Consider the following 18261-nt stretch of genomic DNA (forward strand, 5'->3'; position numbering starts at 1 on the left):
CGCGTTTTCATCACCATGCTCGATCACCTCATCTGCGACTGCGACGGCGTGCTCGTCGACAGCGAAGTCATCGCCGACCGCGTGCTGCTCGACACGCTGTCCGCCACGTTCCCGAACCTCGATTTCGAAGCCGCCGCGAAGTCGGCATTCGGCCAGCAGACGTCGCGTTTCCTCACCGGCATCGAATCCCGCTTCGGGATCGAAATGCCCGCCAACTTCATCGAGACCATCGAGCACAACATCGAGGTCGCGCTCGCGCAATCGCTCGCGCCGATCAGCGGCGTGCGCGATGCGCTGCTGAAGGTCACGCTGCCGGCCGCCGTCGTGTCGAACAGCCGGCTCGTGCGCGTGCGCAGCTCGCTCAAGCGCGCATCGCTCACCGAGATCTTCGGCGAGCGCGTGTTCAGCGCCGAACAGGTCGCGCGGCCGAAGCCCTACCCCGACGTCTACCTGCACGCGGCGCACACGCTCGGTGTCGCGCCGGCGCGCTGCGTCGTCGTCGAGGACAGCATCTCGGGGTTGAATGCCGCGCGCGCGGCCGGGATGAAGACGATCGCGTTCGTCGGCGCGAGCCACATCCCCGACAACTACGCGGACGCGCTGCGCGCGATGGGCATCACGCGGATCATGCGCAGGATGGAAGAACTGCCGGCGCTCGTCGAAGCCGGCATGCGCGGCGAATTCGGCGACGTGCAGTCCTGATCGTCATTCGGGCCGGATCGGTCGATCCGGCCGCGCTACGGACGCGCGAACGCGCGCCTTTCCTTCGCTCAAGCCGGCTCGCAGCAGCGTTCGCGCGCCGCGGCCAGCGCCTCGCGGAACTCGACGAGTTCCGCGATCGTCAGCATCGGCAGCCCGTGCCGTTGCGCGAAGCGCTCGACATCGTCGCCGCGCGTCATCGTGCCGTCCGGATTCATCAGCTCGCACAGCACGCCGGCCGGCTTCAGGCCCGCGAGAATCGACAGGTCGACCGTGCCCTCGGTGTGACCGCGGCGCGCGAGCACGCCGCCCGGTTGCGCACGCAACGGAAATACGTGGCCGGGGCGCACGATGTCGTGCGGCTTCGCGCCGTCGGCGATCGCCGCGCGAATCGTCGTCACGCGATCGGCCGCCGACACGCCGGTATGCACGCCTTCGCGCGCCTCGATCGACACGGTGAACGCGGTGCCGTTGCGGCTTTCGTTGGTCTGCACCATCGGCGGCAGTTCGAGCGCCCGCACCGTGTCGTCGGTCAGGCACAGGCACACGATGCCGCTGCACTCGCGAATCAGCAGCGCCATCGTCTCGGGCGTGATGCGCTCGGCGGCGACGATCAGGTCGGCTTCGTTCTCGCGGTCGTGGTCGTCCTGCAGCACGACCGCGCGGCCTGCGCGCATCGCGTCGAGCGCGGCGGCGATGCGCGGCGGCACCGGTTCGGAATCCAGCAGAGGGAGATCGGCAAAGGCGTCGGCAGGCGCCGACGAAACGGACATCAAGGACATGTGAAACGCTCCTCGCAAAGACGATTTGGGCGAAAAACGTTTCAGGGCATTGCAAACAGACAGAACGACAACCCGCTTCGCATGCAGCGCGAAGCGGCCCTGACGGACATGACTATCTGCACATCTTCTCTCATCCGGACTGTGACCGTCGGCTCTGGCATTCGACCAGATCTGCTGACCCCGCGCGGATGCGCGGGCGCTCGCGGGCTCGCCGGCTTACGCCAGCCTACCGCCGGTGGGGAATTTCGCCCCGCCCTGAAGACGCACTGATTGCCGGGCGGGAACGCCCCGTCACCGGCGAGCCAAGCATACAACAGCCGCACGCGACGCGCAGCGAATGACCGGTAAAACCTTACTGACGACCCCGTCTAACGGCATCGTCGGAACGGCCGGAGCGCCCGCTCGCGATCCCGCGACGATCGGGGCGCACCGCCGCGCCGCTCGGCCTGCGCGATCAGTTGACGGCCGCGTGCGCCGCGTCGGGCACGAGCCAGCGCGGCGGCACCTCGGGGCTCACCGTCACGCGGAACGCACGCGCTTCGCTGTCGCCCGGGTTGCGCAGGCTGTACGGCTGGTCGGCGTCGAACACGATCGCGTCGCCGGTCGCGAGCAACTGGCGGCGGTCGTGCACGCTCACTTCGAGCGTGCCTTCGCTGACGACGAGGTTGACCGTCGTGCCGGGCGCGCGGCGCGCGCCCGGCTCGGTATGCAGCGGCGCGATCCGCAGCTCGTGGAATTCGGCCGCGGCCGGCTCGCCCTCCGGATACAACGCACGTGCCGAAAAACGGCCGTTCGAGCTGACGACGCGCGACGCGCGCTCGGCCGCCAGATGCTCGAAACCGTTCACCGCATGGCGCCGCAGGAACGCGGCGACCGACACCTTCAACGCCGCGGCGATCTTGCAGAGCACCTTGATCGACGGCACGCTGCGCGCGGATTCGATCTGCGCGAGCATCGCGCGCGACACGCCGGACAGCCGGGCGAGCGCATCGAGCGACAGTTGCCGCTCGGCGCGCAAGCGCGCGAGATTCACGCCGACGACCTGCTCGAGCACGTCGAACGACGCGGAGCCGCGCCCGTCGGCGGCATTACCGGACTCGAAGGAAGACACGTCGCGCACGAGCGCCAGGGATGAAGACATAGCATGGCCTTCGGGCCGCTGCGCGGCCCTGCGTAGGGGGTAAGCCGGAATCGGGTTGCGCCGGTCGTTGGCGCGTATCGAGACGCTATCACCCGGCCTGGTACGGGCAAACGAAGTTATCTTCACACCGTTATCAGCATCGCGGAGGAATGTGTTTCTCGCGAACCTTTTCCCGCCGCCATGGCGTCGCCGCGCAGCGGGCCGTGACGGCGCTCACCGCGCCGCCGGCGCCGCGCCGCGTGCCGGGCCGCGCGCATCGAGCCGCATCGCGAGCCACGTGACGACCAGCGCCGCGAACGTCACCGCGACCGCGACCCACGGCAGCGCATCGAGCGCGAAGCCGTGTTCCAGCGCGAGGCCGCCGAGCCAAGCGCCGCCCGCGTTGCCGACGTTGAACGCGCCGATGTTCAGCGTCGACGCGAGATGCGGCGCGCTCGCGGCCTTCTCGACCACGCGCGCCTGCAGCGGCGGCACCGTCGCGAACGCGGCGATCCCCCAGACGAATACCGTAACCGCAGCCGCGACCGGCAGGTGGCTCGTCTTCGCGAACACGGCCATCACGGCCATCAGCGCGACGAGGATCGCGATCAGCGACGGCATCAGCGCGCGGTCGGCCAGCTTGCCGCCGATCGTGTTGCCGATCGTCAGTCCCGCGCCGAACAGCACGAGGATCAGCGCGACCGCGCGCGGCGAGTAGCCCGACACGGTCTCGAGAATCGGTGCGATGTAGGTGAACACGACGAACACGCCGCCGAAGCCGAGCACGGTCATCAGCAGCGCGAGCCACACCTGCGGCTCCTTCAGCACGCGCACTTCGTGGCCGAGGCCGACCGGCCCGCCGTCGCGGCGGTTCGGCACCAGCGCGGCCACGCCGCCGAGCGCGAGCACGCCGAGCGCGGCGACGATCCAGAACGATGCGCGCCAGCCGAGCACCTGGCCGACGAACGTGCCGAACGGCACGCCCAGCACGTTCGACAGCGTGAGCCCGGTGAACATCAGCGCGATCGCGCTCGCGCGCTTGTCGGCCGGCACGAGCGACGCGGCGACCACCGCGCCGATCCCGAAGAACGAGCCGTGCGCGAACGACGTGACGACGCGCGCGACCATCAGCATCGCGTAGCCGGACGCGGTCGCGCACAGCACGTTGCCGACGATGAAGATCGCCATCAGCAGTTGCAGCGCGGCCTTGCGCGGCATGCGGCTCGTCAGCACCGCGAGCAGCGGCGCGCCGGCCGCGACGCCGAGCGCGTAGCCGGTGACGAGCAGGCCGGCCGACGGCAGCGACACGGCGAGGTCGTGCGCGACTTCGGGCAAGAGGCCCATGATGATGAATCGGTGGTGCCGATGGCGAAGGCGCTGATCGCGAGCGCCAGGAGCGGAATGGGCATGACGTTCTCCGGAAGGCGGCGGCTGCGGCGCGTGGTCGGGTGCCGCACCGCACAAGAAAGCGGGATGTGCGCGCATTGTCCCGAAGACGCCTATATTTGATAATTGGCGTGGCATTTGAACCATTTTCAAATATTTCTGGAAAATCGCATGGACCGACTGGGCGATATCCGGCTGTTCGTCGAGGCGGCGGAGCTGGGCAGCCTGTCCGCCGCCGGGCGCAAGCTGAACCTGACGCCGGCCGCCGCGAGCGCGCGGCTCGCGAAGCTCGAGGCGAAGATCGCGACGCGGCTGTTCGAGCGCTCGACGCGCCAACTGCGGCTCACCGACGAAGGCAGGCTGTACCTGAACTGCTGCCGGCAAGCGCTGCAGGCGCTCGACGACGCGGATGCGATGCTGCAGGAAGGCCGCAACGTCGTGAGCGGCAAGGTGCGGCTGTCGTCGACGTCCGATTTCGGCCGTCACCAGTTGCTCGACTGGCTCCACGAATTCACGACGCTGCATCCGGGCGTCACGTTCTCGCTGACGGCGTCCGATTCGTCGTCGAACCTGTGGCAGGACGAGATCGACCTCGCGATCCGCTTCGCCGCGCCGCCCGACGGCGCGCTGATCGCCCGCCGGCTTGCGACCAACCGGCGCGTGCTGTGCGCGGCGCCGTCGTTCGTCGAACGCCATGGCGTGCCGGCCGATCCGCACGACCTGGCCCGCTTTCCTTGCAACGTGATCACGATCGCGTCCGGCCCGATGAACACCTGGCATTTCACGCGCGGCGACGAAGTGCAGATCCACACGGTGCCGGTGGCGACCGCGTTCGAGACCAACGACGGCGGCCTCACGCGCGAATGGACGCTGCGCGGCCACGGCATTGCGCTGAAGTCGCTGTGGGACATCGCCGACGACGTCCGCGCGGGCCGGCTGCGCGTGCTGCTGCCCGACTGGCGGCACCAGGACGCGCCGCTGCACGTGATCTATCACAGCAAGCGCTACATGGCGCCGCGCGTGCGCGCGCTGCTCGATTTCCTCGCCGAGCGCTTCGCGCGCGAGGAAGCGGCGCTCGACGACCTGCTGAACGCGTGCCGCTGACGGCCGGCCCCACCACTTCAGGGTCGGAACGCGAAACCCGGCGTCGCACGCCCGCAACCGGCCGCCCGTCCGCGTGACGTGAAAAGCTATAATGGAAGGCTTTCCCGACGGCCTTGCCTGCCCGATGCGCGCGATTCGCGTGCCGCGCACGGCCGTCCCGATTCACCCTTGACGACGCCCCCAGGTCAACCACTGCGAACGGCGAATCCCCATGACCAAGAAAGTTTACGTAAAGACCTTCGGCTGCCAGATGAACGAGTACGACTCGGACAAGATGGTGGACGTGCTCAATGCGGCCGAAGGCCTCGAAAAGACCGACACGCCGGAAGACGCCGACATCATCCTGTTCAACACGTGCTCGGTGCGCGAGAAGGCGCAGGAAAAGGTGTTCTCCGATCTCGGCCGCGTGCGCGAGCTGAAGGAAGCGAAGCCGGGCCTGCTGATCGGCGTCGGCGGCTGCGTCGCGAGCCAGGAAGGCGCGTCGATCGTGTCGCGCGCGCCGTACGTCGACCTCGTGTTCGGCCCGCAAACCCTGCATCGCCTGCCGCAGATGATCGACGCGCGCCGCGCGAGCGGCCGCGCGCAGGTCGACATCACGTTCCCCGAAATCGAGAAGTTCGACCACCTGCCGCCCGCGCGCGTCGAGGGGCCGAGCGCGTTCGTGTCGATCATGGAAGGCTGCTCGAAGTACTGCAGCTACTGCGTGGTGCCGTACACGCGCGGCGATGAAGTGTCGCGCCCGCTCGACGACGTGCTGACCGAAGTGGCCGGCCTCGCCGACCAGGGCGTGCGCGAAGTCACGCTGCTCGGCCAGAACGTGAACGCCTACCGCGGCACGCTGACGGCCGGTTCGACCGACATCGCCGATTTCGCGACGCTGATCGAATACGTCGCCGACATCCCCGGCATCGAGCGGATCCGCTACACGACGTCGCACCCGAAGGAATTCACGCAGCGCCTGATCGACACGTACGCGAAGGTGCCGAAGCTCGTGAGCCACCTGCACCTGCCGGTCCAGCACGGTTCCGACCGCATCCTGATGGCGATGAAGCGCGGCTACACGGTGCTCGAATACAAGTCGGTGATCCGCAAGCTGCGCGCGATCCGCCCCGACCTGTCGCTGTCGACCGACATGATCGTCGGCTTCCCCGGCGAGACCGAGGAGGATTTCGACAAGATGATGGCGCTCGTGCACGAGATGAGCTACGACACCAGCTTCTCGTTCATCTACAGCCCGCGCCCCGGCACGCCGGCCGCGAATCTCGCCGACGACACGCCGCGCGAGGTGAAACTCAAACGCCTGCAACATCTGCAGGCGACGATCGAGGAGAACGTCGCGCGCATCAGCCAGTCGATGGTCGGGAAGGTCGAGCGGATCCTCGTGGAGGGCCCGTCGCGCAAGGACCCGAACGAGCTCGCGGGCCGCACCGAGAACAACCGTGTGGTGAATTTCCCGGCGCCGCTCGCGTCGCACCCGCGCCTGATCGGCCAGATGATCGACGTGAAGATCAACCATGCGTACCCGCATTCGCTGCGCGGCGAGCTCCTGCTCGTCAGCGACGACGCGAGCGCGGCCACCCACTGACCGACCGACGCCCGACAGGAGCCCGACGCTACTTTGAAGACCGTCCAAGCACTGGAATTCACCGCCCCGCGCGACGACAACGCGCGCCTCGCCAACCTCTGCGGCCCGCTCGACGAAAACCTGCGGCAGATCGAACAGGCGCTCGACGTCACGCTCGCGCGGCGCGGCCACCGGATCACGATCCGAGGGCGCGGCGCCAAGCTCGCGCTCGCCGCGCTCGAAAACTTCTACAACCGCGCGCGCGATCCGCTGTCGGTCGACGACATCCAGCTCGCGCTGGTCGAAGTGCGCCACACGGCCGGCAACGGCCGCCAGGACACGGTCGACGTGCGCTTTCGCGGCGACCCCGACCATCCGTTCGACGAGCCCGTCGCGCAGCTCGACGCCAGCGAGCCGGAGGAAGAGCCGGGGCCGAAGCTCTACACGCGGCGCGCCGACCTGCGCGGCCGCACGCCCGCCCAGCGCGAATACCTAAAGCAGATCCTGCAGCACGACGTGACGTTCGGCATCGGGCCGGCCGGCACCGGCAAGACCTACCTCGCGGTCGCGTGCGCGGTCGACGCGCTCGAGCGCGACCAGGTCAAGCGGATCGTGCTGACGCGCCCGGCCGTCGAGGCCGGCGAGCGGCTCGGCTTCCTGCCCGGCGATCTCGCGCAGAAGGTCGACCCGTACCTGCGTCCGCTGTACGACGCGCTGTACGACCTGCTCGGCTTCGACAAGACGGCGAAGATGTTCGAGCGCCAGATGATCGAGATCGCGCCGCTCGCGTACATGCGCGGCCGCACGCTGAACCACGCGTTCATCATCCTCGACGAGGCGCAGAACACCACGCCCGAGCAGATGAAGATGTTCCTCACGCGGATCGGCTTCGGCTCGAAGGCGGTCGTGACCGGCGACACGAGCCAGGTCGACCTGCCGCGCGGCCATAAGAGCGGCCTCGTCGAGGCGCAGCAGGTGCTCGGCGGCGTGCGCGGCATCGCGCTCACGCGCTTCACGAGCGCGGACGTGGTGCGCCATCCGCTCGTCGCGCGCATCGTCGAGGCGTACGACGAGTTCCACGCGCAGCATCAGGACGGCTGAGCGGCGGCGCGCGCGCTGCCCCCCACCTCCCGGCCCGGCCCGCCAGACGGCGCGCCGGGCTTTTTTTCGCCCGCGCGCGGCCGGTCCGAATTCGGGCGCGATCGGCCGTTTGGTGTATCCTCGACGCGTCCCAATCGCCGCACGCGTCATGAAATCCTCCCGTTCCCGCAAGTCCGGTCGCGCATCGTCCGCCGCGTCCGAATCCCCCCGCCTTTCGCTGTTCGACGCGAAGGGCAAAGCCCGCACCGTCAACGCGCAAGGGCTGCGGATCGACTTCCCGGACGGCCGCAGCCTGATGTTCGACCTGTCGGGCAGCTCGGGCGACGCGGCCGTCGCGATCGTCGCGCAGCACAACGATCCGGCGATGCGCGCGAAGCTCGCGCTGCAGCCCGAGCACTACGACAGCGTGACACTGCACGTCGGCGCCGAGTTCGCACCGCGCGAAGACGATCCCGAAGACGGGCCGCGCGCGCTGGAATTCGACCTGTCCGTGCAGTACGGCGACGAGATCACGAGCGACGTGCGCAAGACGCTGCCGAAGCGCAAGCTGATCGCCGAATGGATCGAACCGGCGCTGTTCGCGAGCGCGCAGCTCACCGTGCGTTTCGTCGGCGAGAACGAAGGCCGTACGCTGAACGCCGGCTACCGTCACAAGGACTATCCGACCAACGTGCTGACCTTCGCGTACGACCCGGCGCCTGACGGCACCGTGATCGGCGACCTCGTGCTGTGCTGCCCGGTGGTCGAGAAGGAAGCGCACGACCAGGGCAAGCCGCTCGCGGCCCATTACGCGCACCTGCTGGTGCACGGCGCGCTGCACGCGCAGGGCTACGACCACGAGACGAGCGACGAGGACGCGGCCGAAATGGAAGCGCTCGAAGTCGACATCCTCGCGAAACTGGGTTTCCCGAACCCGTACCAGTAAGCCGTCCGCCCGATGCGCCACGCCGCGATGCTGCCGCCCGCCTACCCGCCGTCGATCGGCGAAGGACGCCTACTGACGAAAGACGAGCTCGCGGCGTCGCTCGCGCACACGATGCGCGAATGGGACGGCCGGCAGGATCTCTGGCTGTTCGGCTATGGCTCGCTGATCTGGAATCCCGGGCTGCCGACCGTCGCCGCCGTGCGCGGCAAGGTGCACGGCTATCACCGCGGGCTCTACCTGTGGTCGCGGGTGAATCGCGGCACCCCCGAACGGCCGGGCCTCGTGCTCGCGCTCGATCGCGGCGGCTCGTGCTCGGGCATCGCATTCCGGCTCGCCGGCCCGACCGCGCAGCCGCATCTCGAGACGTTGTGGAAGCGCGAAATGCCGATGGGCTCGTACCGGCCCGCGTGGCTGCCGTGCTCGCTCGAGACCGGCGAACGCGTGAACGCGCTCGCGTTCGTGATGCGTCGCGACGCACCGACCTATACGGGCAAGCTGACCGACGCCGTCGTGAAGGAAGTGTTCGGCTGCGCGGCCGGCCGCTACGGCACCACGCTCGACTACGTGAGCCGCACGGTCGACGCGCTGCGCGCGAGCGGCATCCCCGACCGCGCGCTCGAAGGGTTGCTGGCGCGATGCCGATGATCCGGCACCGCGCCGCCCGCGCATCCGAACGAGGACCCCTTCGATGAAACCGTCCCGCCGGTCGCGTTGCAGGATCGCCGCGCTGCTCGTCGCCGCGAGCGTCGTGCTATCCGGCTGCGGGATACTCGGCTGCGGCGGCGCCGCGACCAACGGCGCGGCCGCCGGCGGCTGCTCGGCCGGCATGCGGTTCTGAGCCGCGTGCGACGCGTGCGCCCGCCTGCGGCGGAATGCCGCCTCGCCGGCCGTTTCCCGCGTCCGGCCGCCCGCCCTGCCCGCCGCCATTTTTTTGCCGCCGCGCCCCGCCGGCGCTTTCTGCGATAGGATGGACCCGACGACGACGCGCCCCGCGCGGCCGTCCGCGAGCGGGGCCCGCGCGAGCCGCCCACCCTGGCCGTACGGCCGGGTGACACGGTCGCGTCGTGCCCTTGGTGTATCCTTGCCTACTCCGTGACCGCGCGCCCCGGCATGACCCGGGCGCACCACCATGAACGATTCGTATCCCAGTCGTAAGCCAACCGACAAACCGCAAGAAAAGCGCTCGCTGCTCGAGCGCCTGACCGACTTCATCTCGCCCGAGCCCGAATCCCGCGGCGAGCTGCTGGAAATCCTCCAGGACGCCCACGAACGCAACCTGATCGACGCCGATTCGCTGTCGATGATCGAAGGCGTGTTCCAGGTCTCCGATCTGTGCGCGCGCGACATCATGGTGCCGCGCGCGCAGATGGACGCGATCAACATCGCCGACAAGCCCGAGGATTTCATCCCGTTCGTCCTCGAAAAGGCGCACTCGCGCTACCCAGTGTACGAGGAGAACCGCGACAACGTGATCGGCGTGCTGCTCGCGAAGGATCTGCTGCGCTTCTACGCCGAGGAAGAATTCGACGTGCGCGGGATGCTGCGCCCGGCCGTGTTCATTCCGGAATCGAAGCGCCTGAACGTGCTGCTGCACGACTTCCGCGTGAACCGCAACCACCTGGCGATCGTCGTCGACGAATACGGCGGCGTGGCGGGCCTGATCACGATCGAGGACGTGCTCGAACAGATCGTCGGCGACATCGAGGACGAATACGACTTCGACGAGGAAGCCGGCAACATCATCTCGGGGCCGGACGGCCGCTACCGCGTGCGCGCGCTCACCGAGATCGAACAGTTCAACGAGACGTTCGGCACCGATTTCCCCGACGACGAAGTCGACACGATCGGCGGCCTGATCACCCATCATTTCGGACGCGTGCCGCACCGCGGCGAGAAGCTGCAGCTCGGCAACCTCGTGTTCGAAATCCAGCGCGGCGATGCGCGCCAGGTTCACGTGCTGCTGGTGCGCCGCAACCCGCTCGCCAGCCGTCGCGCCGAAACCTCGCACGAAGACTGACCGTTCCGCGCCAGCCGCCCCTCCTTCAACCGCTCGCCCTCTTCCGCTTCACATGGACGATCCGATTCCGTCCCGCCCGGCTGGCGGCCTTCTCGCGCCGGCGCCCGCCCGCGCGCTGCCGCGCTGGCACTATCCGGCCGCGCTGCTCGCCGGCGCGGCCAATACGCTCAGCTTCGCGCCCACGCCGCACGGCGGCTGGCTGCAGCTCGTCGTATTCGTCTGGTTTTTCGCGCAGCTCACGCGCACGTCGAGCTGGCGCGGCGCCGCGCTCACCGGCGGCGCGTTCGGCTTCGGCAACTTCATCAGCGGCGTCTGGTGGCTCTACATCAGCATGCACGTGTACGGCGAAATGGCCGCGCCGCTCGCGGGCGGCGCGCTCGTGCTGTTCGCGCTGTACCTGTCGCTGTACCCGGCGTTCTCGGCCGGGCTGTGGTCGTTCTGCGCGGGCCATGCGTGGCATCGCCGCGCGCCCGACCCGCGGCCGTTCTCGCCGACCTGGCATGGCGCGTTCGCGTTCGCGAGCGCGTGGGCGCTCGGCGAATGGCTGCGCGGCACCGTGTTCACCGGCTTTCCGTGGCTCGGCAGCGGCTACCCGCAGGTCGACGGCCCGTTCGCGGGCTTCGCGCCCGTGGTCGGCGTATACGGGATCGCATGGGTGCTCGCGCTGTTCGCCGCGCTCGTCGTGCAGGCGCTCGCCGCCGCGCGCCCGTCGCCGGTGCGTGACGGCGAAGCCGGCGCATCGGGCGGCGACGCTCGCGTGCGCATCGCCGCGCCGGCCGGCATCGCCGTCGTGCTCGTCGCGGCCGGGCTCGGGCTGTCGCAGGTCACATGGACCGTGCCCGCGAACGCGCCGCTCACCGTGCGGCTGCTGCAAGGCAACGTGAAGCAGGACATCAAGTTCGAGCAGGAAGGCATCGACGCGGCGATCAAGATGTACCAGCAGATGATCGTCGAGAAGCCGGCCGACCTGATCGTCACGCCCGAGACCGCGATCGCGGTGATGATCCAGGAGCTGCCCGAGCCGTTCGCCGTCGCGATCCGCAAGTTCAGCGACACGACCGGCTCGGCCGTGCTGTTCGGCGCAGTCGGCGCATCGGTGACCGAGGACGGCCGCTACTTCGACTACACGAACAGTCTGTACGGCGTGACGCCGAACTCGCGCGACATCTATCACTACGACAAGCATCACCTCGTGCCCTTCGGCGAATTCATTCCGTGGGGCTTCCGGTGGTTCGTCAACCTGATGAAGATGCCGCTCGGCGATTTCGCGCGCGGCGCGCCGGTGCAGAAGCCGTTCCTCGTGCACAACCAGCCGGTGATGGCCGATATCTGCTACGAGGACTTGTTCGGCGAGGAAATCGCCGCGACGATCCGCGACAACCCGCAGCCGCCCGGCGTGCTCGTCAACGTGACGAACCTCGCGTGGTTCGGCGACACGATCGCGCTCGACCAGCATCTGCAGATCGCACGGATGCGCTCGCTCGAAACGGGCCGGCCGATGCTGCGCTCGACCAACACGGGGATGACGGCCGCGATCGACGCGCACGGGCGCGTGCTCGGCCAGTTGAAGCCGTTCACGATCGGCTCGCTCGACGTGCGGATCGAAGGCACGAGCGGCTTCACGCCGTACGTGATGAGCGGCAACAACATCGTGCTCGCGGTGTCGTTCGTGCTGCTCGCGTTCGGCTTCACGTTCGGGCCCGGGCTGCGCCGACGCAACGGCCGGAAGCCCGGCGACGACGCAGCGCAATGACGCGACGGGCCGCTGCCGCGCGCGGCGGCCCGTGAGCGCGAACCGGCCGGCTCCTCAGGCCTGCCGGGCCGGCCGCTCCGATTGATCCGATTGATCCGATTGATCCGATTGATCCGATTGATCCGACGGATCCGGCTGCGCGGCGAGCGCCCGCAAGTCGCGGCTCACTTCGTCCATCACCGGCGCCCACGCGCCGAACGTCGGCTGGCGGTACAGCGTCGCGGTCGGATACCACGGGCTGTCCCGGCGATCGAGCAGCCACGGCCAGTGCGGATTCACGTCGAGCAGCACCCACGTGCGCGCGCCGAGCGCGCCGGCCAGATGCGCGACCGACGTGCACACGGTGATCACGAGATCCAGCGCGCCGATGAACGCGGCCGTGTCGTCGAAGCTCGTCAATTCGGCCGTATAGTCTTCGATCGCGAAACCGGCCGCGCGCGCGGCGGCGACATCCGCATCCGCACCCGGCTGCAGCGAATAGAACGTAACGCCGTCGATGCCGCGAAACGCGCTCGCGTAGCGCTCGAGCCCGACGCGCCGGAACGGATTGCGCTGGTGGCCCGCACTGCCCGTCCACACGAGCCCGACCTTCAGCCGGCCGTCGCCCGCGAGCCGCGCGCGCCATGCGTCGCATGCGGCCGGCTCGGCCCGCAGGTACGGCACCGACGCGGCGAGCGTCGACGCCTCCATGCCGAGCATCAGCGGCAGGCCGATCAGCGGCACTTCGTAATCGAACGCCGGCAGCGCATCGACGCCGCCGCCCGCGCCGAACACGTCCGCGTGCACGCCGAGGCTGCGCTGCATCAGCGTGCCGAGCGCCGGAAACGTATTCCACGCGAGCCGGCCGCCCTCGCGATGCACGCGCTCGGCGAGCGGCGCGACGAAACGGCAGAACTGCAGCACGTCGCCGAGCCCCTGCTCGCCCCACACCAGCAGCGTCTTGCCGGCGAGCGGTTCGCCCTGCCAGCGCGGGCCCGGCAGCGCCGGCCGGCGACCGCGCAACTCGCCCGCGCCGTCCCAGCGCGCCTCGTGGCCGCGCCAGCCGACCGCATGGTTGCCGCGCACCAGCTGGATGATCGCGAGATTGAAGCGGAACGATGCGTCGTCGGGCGCCAGCTCGCACGCACGCGCCGCATGGCGCTCGGCGTCGTCCCAGCGCTGCGCCTCCTTCATCGCCATCGCGACGTTGTTCATCGCGAGCGCATTGTCGGGCGCGAGATCGGCGAGCCGCGCGGCGCACGCGAGCGCGCCGTCGAGGTCATGCGTCGCGATCCGCGCGACGACGAGGTTGATCCATGCCTGCACGTCCCGCGGATCGTGCTTCACAGCCGCGTCGAGCAGCGCGATCTCCTCCGCGCGTTCACCGCCCGACAATCGCAGCGCGATCGCGAGGTTGTTGCGCAGCGACGGCCAGCCGGCATCGATCGCAAGCGCCGCGCGGTACGGCGCGACCGCATCCGCGTGACGGCCGGCCACCTGCAGCGCATAGCCGTGGTTGAAATACGTGCTTGCGCCCGGCTGCGCGCGCACCGCGCATTCGGCGAGCGCAATCGCGTCGGCCGTGCGCTGCCGCGCGACGAGCGCCGTCGTGAGCCGCGCCAGCGCGTCGGCATCGACCGCATGCAGATGGGCGGCGGCGGCCAGCCACAGATCGTGCGCGGCGCGCTCGCCGCGCGCCTGCGCGTCGGCGGCCTGCCCGAGCAGGGCGAGAAACGGCGGAAGCAGCGGAATCAGAATGTCGTTCGGTTCGTCCATGCAGTCGGCATCGGCAAGCGGTGACGCGGCACGCATGGCGCGCGCCGCAATACACGCATCTTAACGCCCGCGCGAAGCGGTACGGCACGCACGTCGCGGCAGGTCGCACGCGGCCCCGCGGCGCCCGTGGGCCATGCGCGCGCGGGCCGCGGGAAGCAGGCCGGCGGTGCCGGCATCCGCCTTCCGGCCGCATCCGGTCGCCGATCCGGTAAAATTACGCGTTTCAGCACACTAACAAGCCGCGCCGCCGCGCGAGCCGACCCTCCGGGCCCGCCCGGAGCGCCGCCCGCAACGGAGCGCCAGCGCCACGAAGGCTCTTCATGCTTACGTTTCAGCAAATCATCCTGACGCTGCAGTCCTACTGGGACAAGCAGGGTTGCGCCCTGCTCCAGCCCATCGACATGGAAGTCGGCGCGGGCACGTCGCACGTCCACACGTTCCTGCGCGCGGTCGGCCCCGAGCCGTGGCGCGCCGCGTACGTGCAGCCGTCGCGCCGCCCGAAGGACGGCCGCTACGGCGAAAACCCGAACCGCCTGCAGCACTACTACCAGTACCAGGTCGTGCTCAAGCCGGCGCCGGAAAACATCCTCGACCTGTACCTCGGCTCGCTCGAGGCGCTCGGCTTCGACCTGAAGCAGAACGACGTGCGCTTCGTCGAGGACGACTGGGAAAACCCGACGCTCGGCGCGTGGGGCCTCGGTTGGGAAGTGTGGCTGAACGGGATGGAAGTCACGCAGTTCACGTATTTCCAGGAAGTCGGCGGCCTCGAATGCAAGCCGGTGCTCGGCGAGATCACGTACGGCCTCGAGCGCCTCGCGATGTACCTGCAGAAGGTCGAGAACGTGTACGACCTCGTGTGGACCGAGTGGGAAGAGCAAGGCCCGAACGGCCCCGAGCTGCGCCGCCTGTCGTATGGCGACGTGTACCACCAGAACGAGGTCGAGCAGTCGACCTACAACTTCGAGCACGCGAACGTCGACCTGCTGTTCACGTTCTTCAACAGCTACGAAGCGGAAGCGAAGAAGATGATCGACGCGCAGCTCGCGCTGCCCGCGTACGAGCTCGCGCTGAAGGCCGGCCACACGTTCAACCTGCTCGACGCGCGCGGCGCGATCTCGGTCACCGAGCGGGCAGCGTACATCGGCCGCATCCGCGCGCTGTCGCGTCTCGTCGCGCAGGCTTACTACGACTCGCGCGAGAAGCTCGGCTTCCCGATGCTCGGCAACCCGCCGGGCGTGCCGGGCCTCACCACCGACGCCCAGGACGCCGCGCAACCGGCATGGGCGCCGCCGCTCAAGGTCGAACGCAAGATCGATCAGGACTGACGAGACGAGATTTATTCCAGACATGACGCACAATCATCCCGCCCCCCTGCTCGTCGAACTGCTGACCGAAGAGCTGCCGCCGAAGGCCCTCGCGCGCCTCGGCGACGCGTTCGCCGAAGGTATCGCCCAACGCCTCGCCGCGCGCGACCTCGTCGAAGGCGAACTCGTGTTCGAGCGCTACGCCACGCCGCGCCGCCTCGCGGTCGTCGTGCAGAACGTGCGCGCCGTCGCGCCCGACAAGCAGGTCCGCGAAAAAGTCCTGCCGGTGTCGGTCGCGCTCGACGCCGAAGGCAAGCCGACGGCCCCGCTCGCGAAGAAGCTCGCGGCGCTCGGCCACCCGAACGCGTCGATCGCCGATCTCGAACGCGCGCAGGACGGCAAGGCCGAAGCGTTCTTCATCAACTACTCGGCGGCCGGCGCCACGCTCGCCGACGGCCTGCAGGCCGCGCTCGACGAAGCGCTCGCGAAGCTGCCGATCCCGAAATTCATGACGTACCAGCGCCCGGACGGCTCGGACGTGAAGTTCGTGCGCCCGGTGCATCGCCTGACGGTGCTCCACGACGACCGCGTCGTGCCCGTCACCGCGTTCGGCGTCGATGCCGGCGATACGACGCTCGGCCACCGCTTCCTGTCCGACGGACTCGTCGCGATCCAGCATGCCCGCGCCTATGCCGACACGCTGCGCGACAAGGGCCGCGTGATCGCGCACTTCGCCGATCGCCGCGAAACGATCCGCACGCAACTGAACGAACATGCGAACGGCGACACGGTCGTGATGCCCGAAGCGCTGCTCGACGAAGTCACGTCGCTGGTCGAATGGCCGGTCGTCTACCCGTGCCGCTTCGAGGACGAATTCCTGCAGGTGCCGCAGGAATGCCTGATCCTCACGATGCAGACGAACCAGAAGTATTTCGCGCTGACCGACGTCGCCGGCAAGCTGCGCTCGCGCTTCCTGATCGTGTCGAACATCGAGACGAAGACGCCGGGCGAGATCGTCGAAGGCAACGAGCGCGTCGTGCGCCCGCGCCTCGCCGATGCGAAGTTCTTCTTCGAGCAGGACAAGAAGAAGCCGCTCGCCGAGCGCGTGCCGCAACTCGCGAACGTCGTCTATCACAACAAGCTCGGTTCGGCGCTCGCGCGCGTCGAGCGCCTCGAGGCGCTGGCCGGCGAGATCGCCCCGGCGATCGGCGCCGACACCGCGCACGCGAAGCGCGCCGCGCGTCTCGCGAAGGCCGACCTGCTGACCGACATGGTCGGCGAATTCCCGGAACTGCAGGGCACGATGGGCACGTACTACGCGCGTCACGACGGCGAAGCCGACGACGTCGCGCTCGCGTGCGCCGAGCACTACCAGCCGCGCTTCTCCGGCGACGCACTGCCGACCACGCCGGTGTCGACCGCCGTCGCGCTCGCCGACAAGCTCGAAACGATCGTCGGCATCTGGGGCATCGGCCTCGCGCCGACCGGCGAGAAGGATCCGTTCGCGCTGCGCCGCCACGCGCTCGGCGTGCTGCGCCTGCTGCTCGAGAAGCAGTTGCCGCTCGATCTCGTGTCGCTGCTGCGCACGGCCCACGCACGCTTCGACGGCGTGCCGGGCGTCGCCGAATCGACCGACGCGATCTTCGCGTTCTTCATGGATCGCCTGCGCGGCCTGCTGCGCGAGCGCGGCTATTCGGCCGGCGAAATCGACGCGGTGCTGAGCCTGAACCCGACGCGCATCGACGATCTCGTCGCGCGCCTGGACGCGGTGCGCGAATTCACGCGCCTCGCCGAAGCCGAAGCGCTCGCGGCCGCGAACAAGCGGATCTCGAACATCCTGAAGAAGTCGGAAGGCGGCGCGAACGGCGCGGTGCAGCCGACGCTGCTCGTCGAGGCGGCCGAGAAGGCGCTGCACGAACAGCTCGCAGCCGTCACGCCGCACGTGCAGTCGCAGCTCGAGGCGCGTGCGTACACGGGCGCGCTGTCGGCGCTCGCCGCGCTGCGCGCGCCGGTCGACACGTTCTTCAACGACGTGATGGTCAACGCGGAAGATCCGGCGCTGCGCGCGAACCGTCTCGCGCTGCTGTCCGCGCTGCACCAGCAGATGAACTGCGTCGCCGACATCTCGAAGCTCGCCGCGTAAGGGCCGCACGATGCCGACCAGCCCCAACCGAAAGCTCGTCGTCCTCGACCGGGACGGCGTGATCAACGTCGATTCGGATGCGTTCATCAAGACGCCCGACGAATGGATCGCGCTGCCCGGCAGCTTCGAGGCGATCGCCCGGCTCAACCACGCGGGCTACCGCGTGGTGGTCGCGACCAACCAGTCCGGCATCGGTCGCGGGCTGTTCGACATGGCCGCGCTCAACGAGATGCACCTGAAAATGCATCGCGCGGCGGCCGCGGTCGGCGCGCGCATCGACGCGGTGTTCTTCTGCCCGCACACGGCGGAGGATCACTGCGACTGCCGCAAGCCGAAACCCGGCATGATGCAGATGATCGCCGAGCGCTTCGAGATCGATCCCGGTCACACGCCGGTCGTCGGCGATTCGCTGCGCGACCTGCAGGCCGGCGTCGAGGTCGGCTTCCAGCCGCACCTCGTGCTGACCGGCAAGGGCAAGAAGACGCTCGCCGCGGGCAATCTGCCGCCCGACACGAAGGTCCACGACGACCTGCGCGCGTTTGCGCTCGATTTTCTTTCACACGAACACGAGTGATGCGGCTGCCGCGCGCATCCTCCCCAACGCCAGA

Annotated in this window: 15 protein-coding genes, 1 pseudogene and 1 riboswitch; of the genes and pseudogenes, 12 read left to right on the forward strand and 4 right to left on the reverse strand. The window is 69.1% G+C overall.

What is annotated here, in order from left to right; genetic code table 11:
* The first annotated feature begins 15 nt into the window (after positions 1-15).
* Positions 16-702: an HAD family phosphatase gene (locus CFB89_RS13975; RefSeq protein WP_089468389.1), complete on the forward strand. Its 687-nt coding sequence runs from the start codon at positions 16-18 to the stop codon at positions 700-702.
* A 68-nt stretch (positions 703-770) separates the two neighbouring features.
* Here CFB89_RS13975 and ribB read toward each other — a convergent pair whose 3' ends face one another.
* From ribB to CFB89_RS13990, 3 genes and pseudogenes are all read right to left on the reverse strand, one after another.
* Complete coding sequence (ribB, locus tag CFB89_RS13980; protein WP_006489272.1) at positions 771-1481, reverse strand: 3,4-dihydroxy-2-butanone-4-phosphate synthase; 711 nt, start codon at positions 1479-1481, stop codon at positions 771-773.
* Positions 1482-1599: 118 nt separating this feature from the next.
* A riboswitch (FMN riboswitch) is annotated at positions 1600-1748 on the reverse strand.
* Between the two features lie 187 nt (positions 1749-1935).
* The gene (locus CFB89_RS13985) at positions 1936-2622 is read right to left on the reverse strand and encodes a helix-turn-helix domain-containing protein (RefSeq protein ID WP_089468390.1); all 687 of its coding nucleotides are present in this window, start codon (positions 2620-2622) and stop codon (positions 1936-1938) included.
* A 213-nt stretch (positions 2623-2835) separates the two neighbouring features.
* Positions 2836-4010: pseudogene (locus CFB89_RS13990) on the reverse strand (MFS transporter).
* 148 nt (positions 4011-4158) lie between these two features.
* Between CFB89_RS13990 and CFB89_RS13995 the strand changes: the two are divergent.
* The 8 genes from CFB89_RS13995 (at position 4159) to lnt (ending at position 12451) form a co-directional block, all read left to right on the forward strand.
* The gene (locus CFB89_RS13995) at positions 4159-5091 is read left to right on the forward strand and encodes a LysR family transcriptional regulator (RefSeq protein ID WP_089468391.1); all 933 of its coding nucleotides are present in this window, start codon (positions 4159-4161) and stop codon (positions 5089-5091) included.
* Positions 5092-5302: 211 nt separating this feature from the next.
* A complete protein-coding gene (miaB, locus tag CFB89_RS14000) occupies positions 5303-6676 on the forward strand; it encodes a tRNA (N6-isopentenyl adenosine(37)-C2)-methylthiotransferase MiaB (protein ID WP_089468392.1) in 1374 nt (457 codons plus the stop codon).
* A gap of 33 nt (positions 6677-6709) precedes the next feature.
* Positions 6710-7756, forward strand: a complete 1047-nt coding sequence (locus CFB89_RS14005; protein ID WP_006477874.1) for a PhoH family protein — start codon at positions 6710-6712, stop codon at positions 7754-7756.
* Between the two features lie 148 nt (positions 7757-7904).
* On the forward strand, positions 7905-8681 hold the full coding sequence (gene ybeY / locus CFB89_RS14010) for an rRNA maturation RNase YbeY (RefSeq protein ID WP_089468393.1): 777 nt from the start codon (positions 7905-7907) through the stop codon (positions 8679-8681).
* A gap of 12 nt (positions 8682-8693) precedes the next feature.
* Positions 8694-9326 carry a gamma-glutamylcyclotransferase gene (locus CFB89_RS14015; RefSeq protein ID WP_089468394.1) on the forward strand — a complete coding sequence of 211 codons (633 nt, stop codon included), beginning with the start codon at positions 8694-8696 and terminating at the stop codon, positions 9324-9326.
* Positions 9327-9369: 43 nt separating this feature from the next.
* Positions 9370-9519, forward strand: a complete 150-nt coding sequence (locus CFB89_RS34875; protein ID WP_179233436.1) for a hypothetical protein — start codon at positions 9370-9372, stop codon at positions 9517-9519.
* Between the two features lie 291 nt (positions 9520-9810).
* Positions 9811-10698: an HlyC/CorC family transporter gene (locus CFB89_RS14020; RefSeq protein WP_021160150.1), complete on the forward strand. Its 888-nt coding sequence runs from the start codon at positions 9811-9813 to the stop codon at positions 10696-10698.
* A 52-nt stretch (positions 10699-10750) separates the two neighbouring features.
* On the forward strand, positions 10751-12451 hold the full coding sequence (gene lnt, locus CFB89_RS14025; protein WP_089468395.1) for an apolipoprotein N-acyltransferase: 1701 nt from the start codon (positions 10751-10753) through the stop codon (positions 12449-12451).
* A 54-nt stretch (positions 12452-12505) separates the two neighbouring features.
* Here the strand turns inward: lnt and CFB89_RS14030 are convergent, their stop codons facing one another.
* Complete coding sequence (locus CFB89_RS14030) at positions 12506-14206, reverse strand: tetratricopeptide repeat protein (protein ID WP_089468791.1); 1701 nt, start codon at positions 14204-14206, stop codon at positions 12506-12508.
* Positions 14207-14526: 320 nt separating this feature from the next.
* Here CFB89_RS14030 and glyQ point away from each other — a divergent pair, with 320 nt between their 5' ends.
* From glyQ to gmhB, 3 genes are read left to right on the forward strand one after another with little or no spacing between them, the layout of a single operon-like run.
* Entirely contained in the window at positions 14527-15531 is a 1005-nt protein-coding gene (gene glyQ / locus CFB89_RS14035; RefSeq protein ID WP_089468396.1) for a glycine--tRNA ligase subunit alpha, read from the forward strand.
* A 22-nt stretch (positions 15532-15553) separates the two neighbouring features.
* Positions 15554-17653, forward strand: coding sequence for a glycine--tRNA ligase subunit beta (glyS, locus tag CFB89_RS14040; RefSeq protein WP_089468397.1), 2100 nt, complete (start codon positions 15554-15556; stop codon positions 17651-17653).
* 10 nt (positions 17654-17663) lie between these two features.
* The gene (gene gmhB, locus CFB89_RS14045) at positions 17664-18227 is read left to right on the forward strand and encodes a D-glycero-beta-D-manno-heptose 1,7-bisphosphate 7-phosphatase (protein ID WP_089468398.1); all 564 of its coding nucleotides are present in this window, start codon (positions 17664-17666) and stop codon (positions 18225-18227) included.
* Positions 18228-18261: the final 34 nt, after the last annotated feature.

The organism is Burkholderia sp. AU16741 (assembly GCF_002223345.1).
Classification (GTDB): domain Bacteria; phylum Pseudomonadota; class Gammaproteobacteria; order Burkholderiales; family Burkholderiaceae; genus Burkholderia; species Burkholderia sola.

Coding starts and splice junctions, on each gene's coding strand:
- CFB89_RS14015 (WP_089468394.1), top strand. CDS start 8,694: ATGCGCCACGCCGCGATGCTGCCGCCCGCCTACCCGCCGTCGATCGGC.
- CFB89_RS14030 (WP_089468791.1), bottom strand. CDS start 14,206: ATGGACGAACCGAACGACATTCTGATTCCGCTGCTTCCGCCGTTTCTC.
- ybeY (WP_089468393.1), top strand. CDS start 7,905: ATGAAATCCTCCCGTTCCCGCAAGTCCGGTCGCGCATCGTCCGCCGCG.
- ribB (WP_006489272.1), bottom strand. CDS start 1,481: ATGTCCTTGATGTCCGTTTCGTCGGCGCCTGCCGACGCCTTTGCCGAT.
- lnt (WP_089468395.1), top strand. CDS start 10,751: ATGGACGATCCGATTCCGTCCCGCCCGGCTGGCGGCCTTCTCGCGCCG.
- glyS (WP_089468397.1), top strand. CDS start 15,554: ATGACGCACAATCATCCCGCCCCCCTGCTCGTCGAACTGCTGACCGAA.
- CFB89_RS13985 (WP_089468390.1), bottom strand. CDS start 2,622: ATGTCTTCATCCCTGGCGCTCGTGCGCGACGTGTCTTCCTTCGAGTCC.
- CFB89_RS13975 (WP_089468389.1), top strand. CDS start 16: ATGCTCGATCACCTCATCTGCGACTGCGACGGCGTGCTCGTCGACAGC.
- miaB (WP_089468392.1), top strand. CDS start 5,303: ATGACCAAGAAAGTTTACGTAAAGACCTTCGGCTGCCAGATGAACGAG.
- CFB89_RS34875 (WP_179233436.1), top strand. CDS start 9,370: ATGAAACCGTCCCGCCGGTCGCGTTGCAGGATCGCCGCGCTGCTCGTC.
- CFB89_RS14020 (WP_021160150.1), top strand. CDS start 9,811: ATGAACGATTCGTATCCCAGTCGTAAGCCAACCGACAAACCGCAAGAA.
- gmhB (WP_089468398.1), top strand. CDS start 17,664: ATGCCGACCAGCCCCAACCGAAAGCTCGTCGTCCTCGACCGGGACGGC.
- glyQ (WP_089468396.1), top strand. CDS start 14,527: ATGCTTACGTTTCAGCAAATCATCCTGACGCTGCAGTCCTACTGGGAC.
- CFB89_RS13995 (WP_089468391.1), top strand. CDS start 4,159: ATGGACCGACTGGGCGATATCCGGCTGTTCGTCGAGGCGGCGGAGCTG.